This window comes from Streptomyces sp. NPDC020958, assembly GCF_055562175.1.
The window spans coordinates 38,759-53,902 of the sequence record NZ_JBVHFU010000018.1; the positions used below are offsets into that span (position 1 = coordinate 38,759).

Annotated in this window: 7 protein-coding genes; all 7 read right to left on the bottom strand. The window is 72.8% G+C overall.

The annotated features are described in order from the left end of the window. Positions 1–205: 205 nt before the first annotated feature. From ACZ3KP_RS35250 to ACZ3KP_RS35280, 7 genes are read right to left on the bottom strand one after another with little or no spacing between them, the layout of a single operon-like run. Complete coding sequence (locus ACZ3KP_RS35250; RefSeq protein ID WP_467504599.1) at positions 206–10,651, bottom strand: WXG100 family type VII secretion target; 10,446 nt, start codon at positions 10,649–10,651, stop codon at positions 206–208. A gap of 10 nt (positions 10,652–10,661) precedes the next feature. Continuing rightward, complete coding sequence (locus tag ACZ3KP_RS35255; protein WP_358981902.1) at positions 10,662–11,045, bottom strand: WXG100 family type VII secretion target; 384 nt, start codon at positions 11,043–11,045, stop codon at positions 10,662–10,664. Next, the gene (locus tag ACZ3KP_RS35260; RefSeq protein WP_467504601.1) at positions 11,038–11,469 is read right to left on the bottom strand and encodes a YbaB/EbfC family nucleoid-associated protein; all 432 of its coding nucleotides are present in this window, start codon (positions 11,467–11,469) and stop codon (positions 11,038–11,040) included. Before ACZ3KP_RS35260 ends, ACZ3KP_RS35255 begins: the two co-directional genes overlap by 8 nt. A 20-nt stretch (positions 11,470–11,489) precedes the next feature. After that, positions 11,490–13,733, bottom strand: coding sequence for a WXG100 family type VII secretion target (locus ACZ3KP_RS35265; RefSeq protein ID WP_467504603.1), 2,244 nt, complete (start codon positions 13,731–13,733; stop codon positions 11,490–11,492). 23 nt (positions 13,734–13,756) lie between these two features. Further along, entirely contained in the window at positions 13,757–14,419 is a 663-nt protein-coding gene (locus ACZ3KP_RS35270; protein ID WP_467504605.1) for a RidA family protein, read from the bottom strand. A 1-nt stretch (position 14,420) separates the two neighbouring features. Continuing rightward, positions 14,421–14,711: a WXG100 family type VII secretion target gene (locus ACZ3KP_RS35275; protein WP_132889455.1), complete on the bottom strand. Its 291-nt coding sequence runs from the start codon at positions 14,709–14,711 to the stop codon at positions 14,421–14,423. 37 nt (positions 14,712–14,748) lie between these two features. Next, a complete protein-coding gene (locus ACZ3KP_RS35280) occupies positions 14,749–15,084 on the bottom strand; it encodes a WXG100 family type VII secretion target (protein WP_358981906.1) in 336 nt (111 codons plus the stop codon). Positions 15,085–15,144: the final 60 nt, after the last annotated feature.

Below are 15,144 nucleotides of genomic sequence, written 5' to 3' on the forward strand. Positions count from 1 at the left end.
TTCGGCGTCCGATCCACAATCGTCCGCCGTGGTCCGTCTAGGTCCGTTCCCCCTCCTGACCAGGCCATCATGCTGCTCCGGGGACGTGAGTGGACACCCTCGGACCAAGATCGGACAACTCGTAATGCGTAGGTCTCGGGTTCGAATCCCGAAAGCGGCTCCACTGGAACCCAGCTCAGACGGTGTCTGAGCTGGGTTTTCTCGTTCACGGGCGGGTGATGGTGATGGTCGTGGTGTGCTGCGGTGCCTCCTGGGGGGCGGTGGTGATGGTGAAGGCGTCCGAGGTGAGGGGGGAGCCGAGGGCGCGCAGGTGGGTGTCGAGACGGGCGGTGAAGAGTGCGCGGACGTGGGCGGCGCGTGCCGCGGCCAGCTGGATCGATCTGCCGAAGTGGGGCTGGCCGGAGACGGTCACGGAGGCGTGTCCGGTGATCAGGACGGTGGGGCGGGTCGCCGAGGGGCCGGCGTGCCGGGCGACGTCGCCTGCCAGCGCGTCGAGGTGGGCGGTCTGGGCGGGGTCGAGGGTGGGGGTCTCCTCGGCGGTGAAGGTGATGTCGTGGGTGTGCGCAGGGGCGGCCGGGGCCGGCTCAGCGGGTGTGGTCCAGTGGAAGACGTGGCCGGTCACCGAGCGGGGAGTGCTGTGGGGGCCGGTGTCGTCATGGGGGTGCAGGGTGATGCGGACGGGCTGGCGCATCAGGGCGGTGGCGCCGCTGCGCTCGGCCTTGCCCGGTTCGGTGGGGGGCAGGTCGTGCGGGAGGGCCGGGGCGGGGGCCGGGGTGGGGCGGCTCGGGGTGCCGGGGGAGCGGGTGACGGGGCGGTCGGAGTCGAAGGCCCGGTCGCGGGTGAGGCGGGTGGTGTTGAGGGGGATGCCGAGGACCGGGTCCTGGGTGAGGACCGCCAGGTCGGCGGGGGAGACGCTCCAGTTGTAGGAGTGGGTGGCGGCCGTGGCCGACTCGTCCTTGACGGCGACGGAGAGTTCGTCGTCGGCGGCGGTGCGACGGCTCAGCTCCTCGGCGGGGCCGATGGCCTCCATCGACACGACGAGCGAGGTGCCCGGCACCCGGTAGGGGAGCGCCGGGGAGGCCAGTTCGTGGAAGAGGGCGGGCAGCGACTGGCCGGAGAACATCTGACGGATCGCGAACTGCTCCTCCAGCGTGAGACGTTGTTCCTGGCTCAGGTCGTGGCCCGCGCCGAGCCGGGAGTCGGCGGTGAAGGTGGCCAGGAACCGGGAGGCGTGTTCGGTCACGGACGAGGGCAGCACGGTGTGGGCCGCCCAGCCGGCCGCTTCGGCGCCCTTGGCGAGGGCCCAGGAGTAGTACGCGCCGGTCTGCCCCAGCACGCCGTCGCCCCAGGGACGCGGGGCCGCCTGGAGCTGGACGGCGGTGTCGTGCAGGGCCTTGGTGTTGTCGAAGCCCACCAGGTCGTGCGCCTCGTGCAGGGTGTTCTGCCAGGCGGCCCACTGGGCGGGGTCGCGGACCCGGCCGAGTTCGATGCCGAACGGCTGGGCGGCCGGGTGGGCGGGGCCGTCGTGGGCGGCCGGTGCGCCGGGATGGGGAGCGGCGGCCGCGTCTTCGGTGAGGGACAGCGGCACCCAGGCGGTGGCCTGGTGCGGGCCCACCGGATCCGGCTCGGCCGGCAGGCGCACGAAGCGGCCGATCTCGGTGCGCCGGGTGACCGTCACCTCGTACCGCAGGTCCGTGGTGAAGCGGGCGTTCGTGTCGCCGAACCCGGACGTCTTGTGACCGACGGTGGTGGTCACGCCGGACTCGGCGCTGCTGCCCCGGCCGCCTTCGAGGGTGCCGGCGGGTGCCGCGGACAACGCGTTGACGTGTGGCACCGGAGGATCGACGGAACCCCGGAGATTGCCTTCGACGCCGAAGGTCCCCTTGGCGCCCGCCTTGCCCTTGACGGTGTGCGCGGCGGTGACCTCACGGGTCAGGGGGCGGTCCGAGCGGGAGCCGTCGTCGTGCCAGCCGTCGCTGATCCCGCGTACCAGCACCTCGGTGACGACGTGTCCGGCCCGCGTCATCTCGACGTGCCGGTCCAGGACGCCTGGGCCGACGAGCTCGTCGTAGCGGGCGGCGAGGGCGTCTGCCGAGTAGGTGTCGGCGAACGGGAGGGCCGCCACCGGGTGGGCGCCGGCGTCCGGCCCGCGCAGCTGCCGGTCGATCTCGTGCAGCACGGGGTCGGTGTCGGGCAGGTGGACCAGGGCACCCCCTGAGATGCCCTGGTCCAGCAGGGTGGCGCGGAGTTCCCGGGGCGGGACCGTGGCGACGGCGCTCCCCATGCGGACCACGTCCTCGTCGGAGAGGAGGACGTCGATGTCGTGGAAGTACGGGACCGGGCGGCCCACGTGCGGGGCACCGGACGCCTCGGTGAGGCGGCCGGCCACCCGCACCTCGGCCGTGGCGCGGTAGACGTGCCAGGTGCCGGTGTGGCTGACCTTGCGGGTGGTGCCGGTCTGCTGCTTGAGCGTGTCCACGTCGTCCCACTGGCCGCCGACCTTGGCCTTGCCGCCGCCGCGCACCTGGAACGTGGTGGTCAGCGCGCCGGTCGCGGTCTCGGGGAACAGCCCGAAGTCCGGGCCGAGGCTGCCCTTGACGGACCACGACGACTGGTCGGCGAGGGAGGTGGCGCCGCTCGCCTTCAGCTCCAGGTCGAGCGTGGCGTCCCCGGACAGCGTCTCCTGGTACCGCAGGCCGATCAGCCGGGTACGCACGGACAGGCCCACGGTGTCGGGGGCCCGGCCGTCGCCGACGTGCCGGTCCAGGGTGTTGGCCCAGCCGGTGTGCGAGGCGGACACCAGACCGGGCAGCTGGGCGCGGCCGGCCAGGGCCGCCACCGCCTCGTCGAGATCGTCGGGGATGCGTGGCGGTTCGACGTCGGGCTCGCGGGACCGGTACGCCGCCTCCAGCGCGGACCGCGCCTGCCGCTGGAAACCCGCCTCGTCGGTGACGCGCAGGACGGCGTGTGCCAGCGGCAGCCGGGGGTTCGGCAGATACGCGGGCGCGGACGGGGAGCGCTCCGCCCGGCGCACCTCGACCCGCAGCCGGTCGTCGGCCGCGAGGGCCACCTCCCGCACCCCGTCCGGCCCGTGCCCGTCGGCGGCGCGTGCGGCCGGCAGGCGGCTCGGTGGCGCCCCCTCCCGGTGCGGGGCGACCAGGACGCGATACGTCACCGGGTAACTGAACGCGTCCCCGGGGCCCTTGTACTGGAACGTCCGCTTGGCCTGCGTCTCGCTGGACGCCACGGTCGCCCGGGACGGGCCGTAGGAGCCGTCGACACCGGCGTTCCCGAACGCCCTGACGGTGTCCGGCGGGTTCAGCGCCCTGCGCAGGAAGCCGCTGACACCGAGGGTGTGCTTGCTGCCCCGGGTCACCCCCTTGTCGGCGGCGTGCCCGCGGGCCACCGTCGTCTTCGCGGTGCCCGCCGCCGCCCCGTCGTGGCGGCCCGCCCCGGTGTCGGCCCGGACCACCACCTCGTACGTACGACCCGGCAGCCCTGGCAGATGGGAGGCGTCCAGGGTGATCCGGAAGGTGCCGTCGAGGAGATCCTCGCCGTCGGCGCGCAGCCCGGACCGCGACACGCGTTCGCGCAGCAGGCGCTGGTTCTCCATGGCCTGCGGGGTGACCCGGCCGGCGGTGCCGTCGGGCGGCGGCAGGATGCCGGGGGCCAGCTCGCGCAGCCGCTCGGTGATGTGCCGCTCCAACTCGCGGGAGCCGGGCACGTCGACGAAGGCGGTGCGCTGGGCGACCAGCGGCGCGCGGAGGTCACGGGGCACGGCGCCGGCGCCGGCGTCGGAACCCGTGGGCGGTGCGGCCGGGCGGTCACTGACACGGATCACCTCGCCGGTGCGCACGGCGGCCGGGTTCTCCTCGTCGTGTCCGGGCGCGCCGCGCGCGGGAGCGGGCTCGGGCTCGGCGCGCACCGCGTGCAGGCCGTCCGGGCCGGGGGACAGCCGCTCGCGCAGCACCTCCAGCCGGAACCGCACACCGGTCCTGACCAGGTCACCGGTGTCCTTGCGCTCCAGGCTCCGCTCCAGCGAGAAGGTCTGTTTGCCTTTCTCCTGGTGCGCGTGGCTGGCCGCGTAGGTGTAGCCGCCTGTCACCGACAGCCAGGACGACTCCTTCGTCGTGCCGCTCTTCCACAGCCGCTGCGCGCCGCCGCCGTTCAGGCCTGCGCCCCAGGTGGAGGTGTCGCTGCGGCCCGTCGCGTGCTCGCCGGTCTCCTTGCTGGTCACGGTGGACTTGCCCGCGACGGTTCCCTCGCGCACCGATGTCTCGGGTTCCAGGGTGAGCCGGAGCCAGGCGTGGCCGCCGTCGGTGAGGTCGAGCCGTTCGGAGGTCAGTCCCCAGCCGGCGGCGTGCTCGAAGCCGTCGACGACGTTCTTCGGGGACAGGAACTCCAGGATGGCCTGGTGCGCGACGCCGTCGGGACGGCCCTCGCGCGGAAGGCGCCGGAAGATGTCCTCGTGCAGCGCGCTCAGGCCGGTGACGTCGAGCGGACGGCCTTCCGGCGGGCCTGGGCGGTCGCTCTCCCAGCCGTTCCACTCGGCGGCGCGGTCGTCCGCCGGGTCCGGTGCCGTGCGGGTGATCTCCGCGGTCACGTCGCCGGTGACCGGGTCGCCGGCGGCCCGGGGGAGGGGGTGGCCGTCGGGGCCGGTGACGGTCGCCTCGTAGTGGAAGCGGGAGACGTAGGTGTCGGTGGGGCCGGTGAGCGAGGTCTTGGTGCCCGTCTCGGCGCCGGTCCTCACCGAGGTGTCGGTCGCGTGGGTGGCGCCGCCCGCCTTGACCGACGGGGTGATCAGACCCATCCGGTCTCCCCGGCCACCGGCCTGGACGATCAGGTTCGGGGCCAGGTCCAGCCCGGCCTCCGTGGTGGTGAGCGAGGTCTTCTTGGGATCGGCCGCGCGCTTGGCCTCGGCGGACCGGTCGTAGCTCTTGCCGTCCCTCTCCTCGGCCGTCGCCTGTTCCGCGCGCCGCGTCCAGTTCTCGGGGGTCGCCGTGAGCAGCACCTCGTGCGGGGCGCCGGCCACCCGGATCTGGAAGCGCCAGCCGCCGTTGACCATCTGCTCGTGCCGGGTGCGGAAGGTGGCCGGGTCGAACTCCGTGTCCAGCCGCTGGACGAGTCGGCGGTCGGCGCGGTGCGCCCCGGGCAGGGTGGCCAGCACCCGGGCGCGCAGCGCCTCCGGGCCGGGGGCGTCGGTGATCCGGATACCGGCCAGCGACCGCAGGTGCCGGCCGCCGAGCCGGGCGGGTGAATCGGCGGGGGCGGGGGGTTCGGCGGCTTCGGGGGGTTCGGGGGCCGGCGCGGGGTGGTCGCCGGCGGGTGCCTCCGCCAGGTGGGGGGCGTCGCCCGGCGGTCGCGGGGGCGCGGGGTGGCCCTCCGGCGCCGGAGTCACGGGCTCCGGCTCGGTGCCCCCGACCACCTCCCCGACGGCCGCCTCGGGCGCCGTCACCGGTGACACCCGGGGTTCCTCGGGCCGCGCCCCGACCGCCACGTCCTCGGACGCCGACGAGGAACGCAGGGAGCCTCCGGCCGACTTCGGTTCAGGCTGCGGCTTCGGCTGCGGCTCCGGTCCCGGCTGCGGCTCCGGGTCTCGGGGCTTCGGCTGTGGCTCCGGCTCTGGGGGTGAGAGGTGCTGCTCGTGGCCTGTGGGTGCTGGTGCCCGCTGCCCGTCCTTGGTGAGGAGCTCCGGGGGAACGTGGACGAGTTCTGGGTCGGCGTGTCCGGGGCCGAAGCGGAGGAGGGGTTCGCCGCCTTCCCGGTGGGAGTCCACGATCTTGCTGAAGATGCCCTTGCTGAAGGGCGTGGCCGGCTCCCAGGCCATGTGCGCCCCGTGCATGACGCCCATGTCGTTGGTCAGCATGGCGCCGACGACCTCGTCGTACCGCTCGCCCCTCAGCCGGGTGCCGCCCGGCGTGCTGATGTCGAACACGTCGTGGTCGCCGGTGATCTCCCGCCACTCACCCTGGTCGTCCCGGCCGAGCACCACCCCGTCCTCGACCCGGAACCGGTCCTCGGAGCGGAGCCGGGCCATGACCGGCGCCAGGGCCTTGAACTCCTCGGCGCGCTGCGCGTACCGCGCTTCGATCCGGTTCCAGGTCGGCTCGTCGAGGTCGCCGCGCTCCGGCAGCACCGGATCGAAGTAACCGACCAGACCGCGTTTCTCGGGCTTGGCCCCCAGCTGGACGTCCAGGTCGTTGATGGACTTGGCCTTGATGTCCTTGGGCTTGGGCAGCCTCCCCGCTTCGAGCCAGTGGACGGAGGTCGGGTTGGTCGGGCGGACGTCGATCACGAGCTCGCGCGCCCGCGCCAGCCGGTTGAACTTGTCGAAGTTCTTCTCCGGGATCCCGTAGCGCGACCGTGCCACAGCCGGGGTCACCACCCGGGAGGACGAGGACTCGGCGGGAACTTCCGTGTCCGGCTGCTCCTGCGCGGCGGACGACGCCTGGTGCGCAGAGGCGTCGTCCGAGGAGGCGGTACGCCGGTTGTCTCCGCTGCTGACGGGGGCGCGGGGGGCGTACTCGTCGGGGTGCGTTGCGGAGCTTTCCCGGACCACGGAAAGCACCGGGGGTGTGTCCGTGCCGTGGAAGACGGATTCCACGCCGTCGGACAGCGCGAGGAACTCGTTCTCGGAGTGGTAAAGGAAGAGGGTGTGCTCAGGGTCCCCGGGTCTGCTCTGCAGGTACGTTCCGAAGACCTGGTGCAGCGGGATCTCCTGCGCGGTGACCCAGAACGGCCCCAGAGTGTGGTCCTCTTGCGTCGCGTCCTTGTACTGCGTCAGCAGACTGAACGAGTCCGCGGGCCCGCGCCGCATGCGTACCCGGTCGCCGATGCCAGGGGTTATGCCGTCGTTGGCCTCTTTCACCAGATCCCGCTTGTCCAGACGCAGGAGCTGGACGACACCCCTCCCGGCGTCCACGTTGGGCATCTTCACCCGGGTCAGGATCTCGTGGGTGAAGACGTGCTGGGCCACCATGCTCCGCATGTACACCGGGTCGAAGCGCGTCACCAGCTTGGCATCGTCATGGCCCATGGGCGGGAAGGTGTCGTCGTGGAGATCCGAGTCCTCGAGACGCGGCAGGTGGAAGCCGTCCTCATGTCTCGCCGGACGGAAGTGGCTCGTCATCATCTTGAAGCGCAGCGCCAGGCCGGTGGTGGAGCCGGCTGACTGGTCCGCACCCCAGTTCGCCAGATGTTCGCTCTGGCCGCCGTTCTGGTCCAGCCAGGCGTGGAACCGCTCCGAGACGCCGTCGGGTCCGTGCAGCGAACCGCCGATCGGTCCGTCCGGATCGTCGGGGGAGACCAGAGCCCACGGCGTCTCCGGGTGCGCACCGCTCCCGGTCCCGCTTCTCCAACGGTTGTTCACGACCAACTCCGCCGGCAGATCCTTCAGGAAGTCGCTGTCTCCCATCAGCATCTGCATGCGCAGGAACTCACTGCGGTACTCGGGCCGCCAGCCGTCCCTCTCCATCGACGTATTCGTACGCAGCAATCGTTCGGCGCGTCGCCGTTCCGGATCGCCCGCCTGCTTCGTGTCGACGGTCTGCTGTGCCCGCTCGGTGATCAGTCGCAGCCGGTGCGCGGCCGCTTCCGCCATGCCCTCGTACGCCAGGCTCCTGCCGACCCAGAGGTTGTAGAGGCCGTCCGCGTCCTCCACCGGGAGAGCTTCCGTCTCCGGGCCGTCGGAGTACGCGACCGGGGTCAGCTCGTCGCTGCGGCCGTAGCGGCCCTTGGTGACGACAAGACCGAACTGCACGGGGGTTTCCTCGCCCCACAGGGTGTGCGCCGTGAACGGCCCGTCCGGCAACGACACCGGCGGGGGCACGGCCGCCTCTTCCACGACCGTACGGTGGTCGGCGGCGGCGGTGTGCCCGGTACGGTCCCCGCTCTCCGGCGTCCCTGGACGGTCCGGGTTCTGTTCCCCGGCACCCGTTCCGTGGTCGTGCTGTGCCGTGACAGGGGTGGGCGCGGGCCCCATGTAACGCGCCGGGCCCGGCGCGGCGGTGGTGGCGTGCCCGGTGGCAGGGGCACTCGGCGTGTCGTCCCACTCCTCGTCCGCGTCCGGCTCCTCGTCGGAGTCGGCGGCCATCTGCCGCCGGCGTGCCAGCAAGGTCCCATGCATGCGGGGCTCCGTGACCGCCGACGCCTTCAGCCCGGAGCCGTCGAGCGGCTCGTAGCGCGACGGATCGGAGACCGGGTCGACCCAGGTGTGACTGCGCTCGTGGGGTGTCGCCGCGAGGCGCGTCTGCTCCCACTCGGCGTCGTGCCCGAGCCCCGGCTCCTCGCGGTGCAGGTCGCCGACGACAGCCGCGACCAGTTGCAGATGACGCTCGCGCAGACCGCCCCTGCTCAGTCCGTCGGGCGAGTCGGTGTGGAAGTCGCCCAGCAGGCTGCCCTCGACCTGGGGGCGGTGCGGAACGGCGTCGTCACGGTACTCGTCACGCAGGTTGAGCACCTGGTGCGTCAGCTCATGGGCGTATTCGACGGGTTCCGCGTTCGCCCGCCATCTCCGCTGGTCCATGACCCCGTCACGGCCGACGAGATCGACCGTCAGGTGCGCCTCCTCACCGGGTCTCGCCCGCACCACGGTGACGTGCAGCCGGTCACCGGCACCGGGGGTGTGGTCCGGGCCTGGCAGGCGGTACCCGGGGTCGTTGAGGTACGTCTCGACGCCGGCCGTCACCTTGGCCCAGACGGCATCCGTGTCGTGCCCCCGGCCGCCGTCGCGGAACGCCACCTTGACGGTCAGGTCGGTGACCCCTTCGTCGCGGTACGTGAACCGCCGGGCCTCGAAAGCGGACCGGACGACGATGCGCGGCGTGCGGTCGAGCCGCATACGAGGGGGCGGGGTCGATCCGGCGGGGTGCCCGCCGGGGGGTGGAGGGGGGTCCGGGACGGGCGCGGCGGCCTCGTCACGGGGTCGGCCCACGACTGTTCCGGTTCCCCGCTCCGGTGCGGCGCCGGTTCCGTGCGCGGTGGCCGCGGTGGCCGCGGTGGCCGCGGTGGCCGAGGTGGCCGCGGTTCCCGGCTCGGGTGCGGCAGCCGTCTCGTGCGGGGTGATCCCGGCCTCGGTGCCGGTCTCCGTGACGCGCGCTCCGGTCTCCGTCACGCCGGCGGTGGACTCCGCGCGGACGGGCGACGGCGCCGGGCCGGTGGTGGCGGCTGTGCTGCCGCGGTCGGTGGCCGTGCTCGCCGGGCCCGTGCTCACCGTGGACGGACGCGCGGCGCCCGTGGCGGTCGAAGCGGAGGTGGCGGTCGTACCGGTCGTACCGGGGCCGGCGGTGGTCGCGGGGCGGCTCACGCTCGTGGTGGTGGGCCCGGTGCCGGCGGTGCCGCCGCCCGTCGTGCCGCGGGTCGGCGGGGGTGCGGTGGCCGCCGCCCCGGCGCGGGCGGCGGACGGAGCGCCGGCCGTGGACGGAGCGCCGGCCGTGGACGGAGCGCCGGTGGCGGACGCCGCGGTGTGCGAGGCGGTGGTGTGCGACGCGGTGGTGACGGTGGTCGTGAATCCGGGCAGCCCGGTCTCGTGCTCGGCGGTGCCGGGAGAGGACACGCCGTGGGTCGTCTCGTGCACGACGGCGGAGTTCCCGGTGCGGGAGGCTCCGTGCCCCGCCTCGGTGGTGCTCGTGGCGGTGGTGGTGCCCGGTTGGGCCGTGGTCGCCGTACCGGTCGTGTGCGCGGACCCGTTCGTGACGGCCGGCGTCGTGCCGCCCCCCGTCTCCTTGAAGATGTTCGTACCGGACAGTTCCGGTTTCTCGGCGGAGACCGTGGCGGGCAGGGTTGCCGGATCGAACGTGAGCGCCCCCGGGACGTTCACGTGCACGGGGTCCACCTTGACCGTGTCGCCCTTGCCGCCGAACCGCCGCTTGCCGCCGCCGCCCAGCGCGCCCAGCGCCCCCGCGCTGATGGACGAGCCGAACTCGTCCTCCCCGCTGTGGTAGATGCCGTACATGATCCCGGCGGTGCCGATGCCGGTGGCCGCGCCGAGGATGCCCTTGCCGAGCAGCGAGTGCGCGAACCTCGGCGCGAGGACGCTGCCCGCGCCGAAGAAGAGGCCGCCCACGGCTCCGCCGATGGCACCCGAGACCACGGCGGAGACGGTGTTGTCCGTGGACCACTCGGTGCGGTCGCCCTTGAGGAACTGGATGGTCTGGACGGCGACGTCGAGGCCGACGTTCATGGCCACACCGGTCGCGACCGAGATGAGCAGCCGGCGCAGGATCATCTTCACCGCGACCCGGGCCGCGGTGATGGCCACCGGGACGACCTCGGGCGCGAAGAAGATCCACTCCGCGATCTGCGCGGCCAGCAGGATGAGCTGACCGAGGATCATGTACTTGGAGTACTCGACCTGGACGGCGGTGTGCTTGCCGAGCTTGCCCAGTTGGCTCGCGGACTCCGCCATCTCCGGCAGGCTCGACTCCAGCTGGGTGACGAAGGACTGGAACTCGTCGGCGACCTGGCCGCCCACACTCTCCAGGACCCCATTGCCGGTCGCGCCGATCTGCCCGCTGATGCCCTTGAGCTCCTGGGCGGCGTCCTGCCACGCCTGGCCGAGGGCGTGCAGGTGGTCCTCGTTGCCCTTGGGCCAGGCCTGACCGACCGCCAGCCGGGCGACCCAGGCCAGCTCAGGGGGCATGTCGACGCTCATACCGGGACGTTCACCGCCGGGTACCGTGCGGTGTGGCGTGGCCGTCGCCCGCCGCGCCGGAGCCCGCGGCCGTGGACGGGGTGATGGCACGCAGCGCCTCCACGTTCCCCTCCTCGGTCCGGGCGAACCCCCTGGCCATGGTGCGGATGCCGTCGACCGTGCTGTCGAGCACGTTGCCCACGCCCGTGATGCCCTCGCTGAGCTGCCGCCTGGGCTCGGCGTACTGCTCCAGGAACTGCCGTCCGCTCTCGTCGTCGCCCCAGCACGCGCCGAGCGCCTCCAGCCGGCCGTCCAGCTTGGTGGCGATGGACCGGATCCGCCCGGCCAGCTCCAGCATCTGGGGAGCGGACCGGTCGAGCGCGGCGGTGTCGACGGAGAAGGTGCCGTCACTCATGGGTCTCTCCCCGGAAGCCGTGGTCCACGTAGTCGCGTACGGAGTCCGGCATCGCCGGGTCCTCGGGCAGTACGGCGGCCGGGTCGACCCGGCCCTGGAGCAGGTCGGGCACGGTCACCCCGGGCGGCAACTGCTCCGCGAGCACGCCCGTGACGCTCTCCAGCGCCTCGGCCCTGGCCTGCCGCAGGGTGGTGAGCAGGACGTCGGCCAGTTCCTTGGGTGCCATCCGGCGGTAGGCGCCGGTGGGGAACTCGATGGCGGTGACGTCCCCCTGGGCGCCGACGGTGATCTTCACCGTCTGCCGCGGGGCGGTCACGGTCGCCGTCGTCTCGTTGATCCGGCGCCGGGTCTCGGCCGCCTCGTCGCGCTGACGGCGGTACTGGTCCAGCAGATCCTCGATCTGCTGGTCGTACGGGCTGGGCACGGACAGTCCTCTCGGGTGCTTCAGTAGGCGGCGGTGGAGTCGTCGGGCAGGGCGCCCCAGGTGCTCTGGTGCTGGACCAGCAGGTCCGCGATGCCCTGGGCGGGTGGTTCCTCGGCGGGCTCCGCCTCGGCCTCCGCCGGCTCCTCGGGTTCCTCCGCTTCGGGGCCGCCGTCCCCGCACATCGCCGGGCCGAGGCCGGCGGTGGAGGCACCGGCCGGTGCCATGGCGGCGGTGCGCTCCGGCTGCCAGGTGGTGCGCGGTTCGGTGGACTCGGCCGGTCCGGGGTCCGTATCCCGCTCGCCGTCGCCGCGCAGCGCCCACAGCAGGGGGACGAACGCGCCCGCCCCGGCTCCGGCCTCCCAGGCCGAGAAGTCCTCCTCGCCGTCGTCCCCTTCCTGGTCCGTGGACAGAGGCACTCCGTCGGATCCGACGGCGACCGGTGCCGCGAGCGGGGCGGAGGCGGAGGCGGTCTCGGGGACGGAGGCCGTTTCCGCCGGAGTCACACCCTCCGCCGCCGGTGCCGTCGACTCGGCAGCGCCTTCTTCGGCCCCTTCGGCCTCCGCACGGCTCGTGCGGGAGCGGGCGGTCGTACCGAAGCCGGGCAGGTACGGCACCCCCGGAAGGGCGCCCGTGGGGGATCCGGCCTCGTCGTCGCCGGACTCCTCCGCTCCCTCCCAGGGCTCGGCGCTCCCGTCGAGCAGCCCGGAGGCGTCGGTGCGTTCGCCGGCACCGTCCCGGCCCGCGCCGGATGCGCCGCCCATCCCGCCCATTCCCGGCAGGTACGGCATCCCGCCCGTGCCGAGGCCCTCGCCGCCGGCCGCCGTGCCCGACTCGGAGCCGACCTCGTCGCCGGGGGCCTCCTCGCCCTCCCAGGGGTCCGCGCTGGAGTCGAGCAGCCCCGAGGCGTCGGTGGGCTCGGAGGTGAGCCCGGCGCCGTTCGCCCCCGTGCCGCCCATTCCCGGCATGTACGGCATCCCGGAGGACGTGGCCAGCTGGGACGGGGCGAGGGCGTCGGAGGCCAGGCCGTCGGCGAGGTCACCGCCCAGGCCGCCGGTGAGGCCGTCGCCCAGACCGTTGTCCAGACCGGTGTCACCGAAGGCGGCCGGGTCGGCCGTGGACAGGCCGCCCAGCGAGCTCTCCCCCTCGGCCCCGAGGCCACGGCCGCCCAGTCCCGCCAGACTGCCGAGACCGGGGAAGGAGAGCGGGTTGAGCGCGTTGTCGATGGCCGACGGGTCGAGGCCGCTCAGGCCACTCGGATCACCCGGACTGCCCAGGTCACCAAGGCCGCCCAGGCCGTCGGCGCCGCCGAGGCCCGAGCCGTCCAGGCCCAGGTCGCCGGGGAAGGAGGCGGGATCGCCGCCGGAACCGTCCAGACCGGCCAGGTCCCCGACGCCGCCGATGCCGTCACCGGTGCCGAGACCGCTGTCCAGGCCGGTACCGAGGCCGGGGTAGCCGGAGAGGTCCGACAGGTTCCCCGTGTCGCCGAGGCCGCCGATGCCGCTGTCGGGCCCGCCGCCCGGGTCGGTGTTCAGGCCGGCGTTCGGGTCCGGGAGGCCGTTGTCGCCGCCGGAGTCGTTCGGGTCGCCGGTCGGTGAGGTCACCGGGGTCGGGTTCACGATGGCGTCGGTGGTGACCTGGTAGGAGTGCGCGAGGCTCTTCAGGACCGCCCGCATGTCGTCGGTCATCATCCTGACGAGGTCGGGCTTCTGGCTGATCGGGATCAGCCCGTCGGACATCGGTGTGACGCCCATCGCGACGGCCTGGTCCGCGTACCAGCTGTCGATGTCCGCGAGTATGTTCTGCGCGCTCTGGAAGGCGATCGCGTTGTTGGCGAGCTGGTGCGGGATGGAGTGGTCACCCGTCGACCCCCCGGACAGGACGTCGGCGTTGGCCTTCACCTGCCGGGAGAAGTTGGTCATCATGTCGAGGAACGAGTCGGCGGCGCTGCCGCCCCACGGACCGTTGTCGCCGGCCAGCGCCTTGGCCTGGTCGACCAGGCTCTTGGTGACGCCCTCCAGGGTCCGCTGGACGTGGAAGAAGGCGTTGGCCGCGTCCAGCAGTGACTGCGGGTTCGCGACGGCGCGGGCGTGGGCCAGGTTGGCGTCGGTGGAGACACCGGACGACATGCCGTAGACGGCGGCCTTGATCTGCTTCCAGTCCCAGTTGTCGTAGTCCGTGATGCTTCCGTTGGACGAGCCGTCGGGATTCCCGAAGATCGTCCCGTCGTCGCCCTGGTGGAAGCCGCCGCTGTTGTAGTCCGGCACTTTCGCCCTCCCGCGGAGCGCGCCTAGGTGGTGGTGTTCGAGTTGCCGCTGCCGGTGTTGCCGTGACCGGTGTTGCCGTGGCCGCTGTTGCTGTTCGAATTGCCCGTGCCCGTGCCCGTGCCGGTGGTCATGCCGCTGCCGCCGTTGGCCGTCATCATCGTGTTGAAGTCGGCGGTGGTGGTCGTGAAGGCGTCCGCGAGGTCCTGGGCCGACATGGTGTTGGCGTCCTCGGTCGTGGTGTACCTCCGGCTCAGCCCCTGCACGCCGTCCCGCAGGTCCGTCAGACCCCGCACCAGTGCCGACAGCGCGTCGCCGTAGCTCTTCTTGAGGCCGGCGTCCGCGTTCGGACCGTTGACCGTGGTCCGCATCACGTTGGCGTGGTAGAAGGCGCCCGGCGCGATCGAGACGTCGCTCAGAGCGGTGGCGACGTCGCGCACCGGCTGGATCAGCAGGTCGATGTTGTGGGCGAACAGGTCCAGCGAGGGTGTGCTGACCGAGGTCCCGTTGTGGCCGTCGCCGCCCGGCACCGGCGGGGGCACGAAGGGGTGCAGGTCGGAGAGGATCCCCGGGACGTGCAGGACGTCGGTGCCGCCGTGGTAGTGGTGGTCGCCGGTGGACCCGGTGCTGGTGCTGCTGCTGCTGTTGTTGCCGCCGCTGTTGCTGCTGGCGCTGATGCCGTCGGTCATGTCACTGGTCCCAGAGGCTCACGCCGTGCCGCTCACCCGCGTAGTAGGACTCGTTGATCTGGCCGAGGGCGTTGGTGGCGTTCTGGGCCTGGGTCACCATGTCGGCGGCGGCGGCGTCCCACTTGGCCTTGGCGGCGTCGTAGGTGGCGCGGGCGTCGCTGGTCCACTCGCTCAGGTGCACCTTGGCGCTGTCGTCGAGATCGGTCAGCGCCGCCTGGATCTTCCCGCTGATCGCGGTCATCTCGCCGATCACGTACTCGACCTGATTCATGTTGACGGTGTACGTAGGCATGGATCGCTCCTCGTGTGTGTGCGGTGATGACGCTCGGTCAGAATCCGGGCAGCGGCGTGGACATGCTCTTGTGCAGCTGGTTCGCCATGTCGCTGGTGCTGTGGTGCGTGGTGTCGTAGCTGCCGGTGTTGGCCTGGAGCTTCTGCAGCATCAGCTCCAGCTGCTGCTTCACCGTCCCGAAGTCGGTGAGCCAGGTGTCCATGGCGGTCTGGAAGGTGGTCGAGGCGTCACCGGTCCAGCTGGAGCGCAGCGCCTCGATCTGGCTCTGCATCTGGGTGTACGTGCTGTTGGCCTCGTCCAGGGCGGTCTGGAAACTGCCCTGGGCGGTCCGCATGCCCGACGTGTCGACCGAGGTGCTCGTGTTGGCGGCCATGGCCGCTCCTCTCGTACGGGGACGTGGGAGTCGTCGTTCGTGATGGTGGTCCGGTTCGGC

Excerpts from the sequence above, each read along its gene's own strand:
- ACZ3KP_RS35250 (WP_467504599.1), bottom strand. The coding sequence starts at position 10,651 with ATGAGCGTCGACATGCCCCCTGAGCTGGCCTGGGTCGCCCGGCTGGCG.
- ACZ3KP_RS35255 (WP_358981902.1), bottom strand. The coding sequence starts at position 11,045 with ATGAGTGACGGCACCTTCTCCGTCGACACCGCCGCGCTCGACCGGTCC.
- ACZ3KP_RS35270 (WP_467504605.1), bottom strand. The coding sequence starts at position 14,419 with ATGACCGACGGCATCAGCGCCAGCAGCAACAGCGGCGGCAACAACAGC.
- ACZ3KP_RS35275 (WP_132889455.1), bottom strand. The coding sequence starts at position 14,711 with ATGCCTACGTACACCGTCAACATGAATCAGGTCGAGTACGTGATCGGC.
- ACZ3KP_RS35280 (WP_358981906.1), bottom strand. The coding sequence starts at position 15,084 with ATGGCCGCCAACACGAGCACCTCGGTCGACACGTCGGGCATGCGGACC.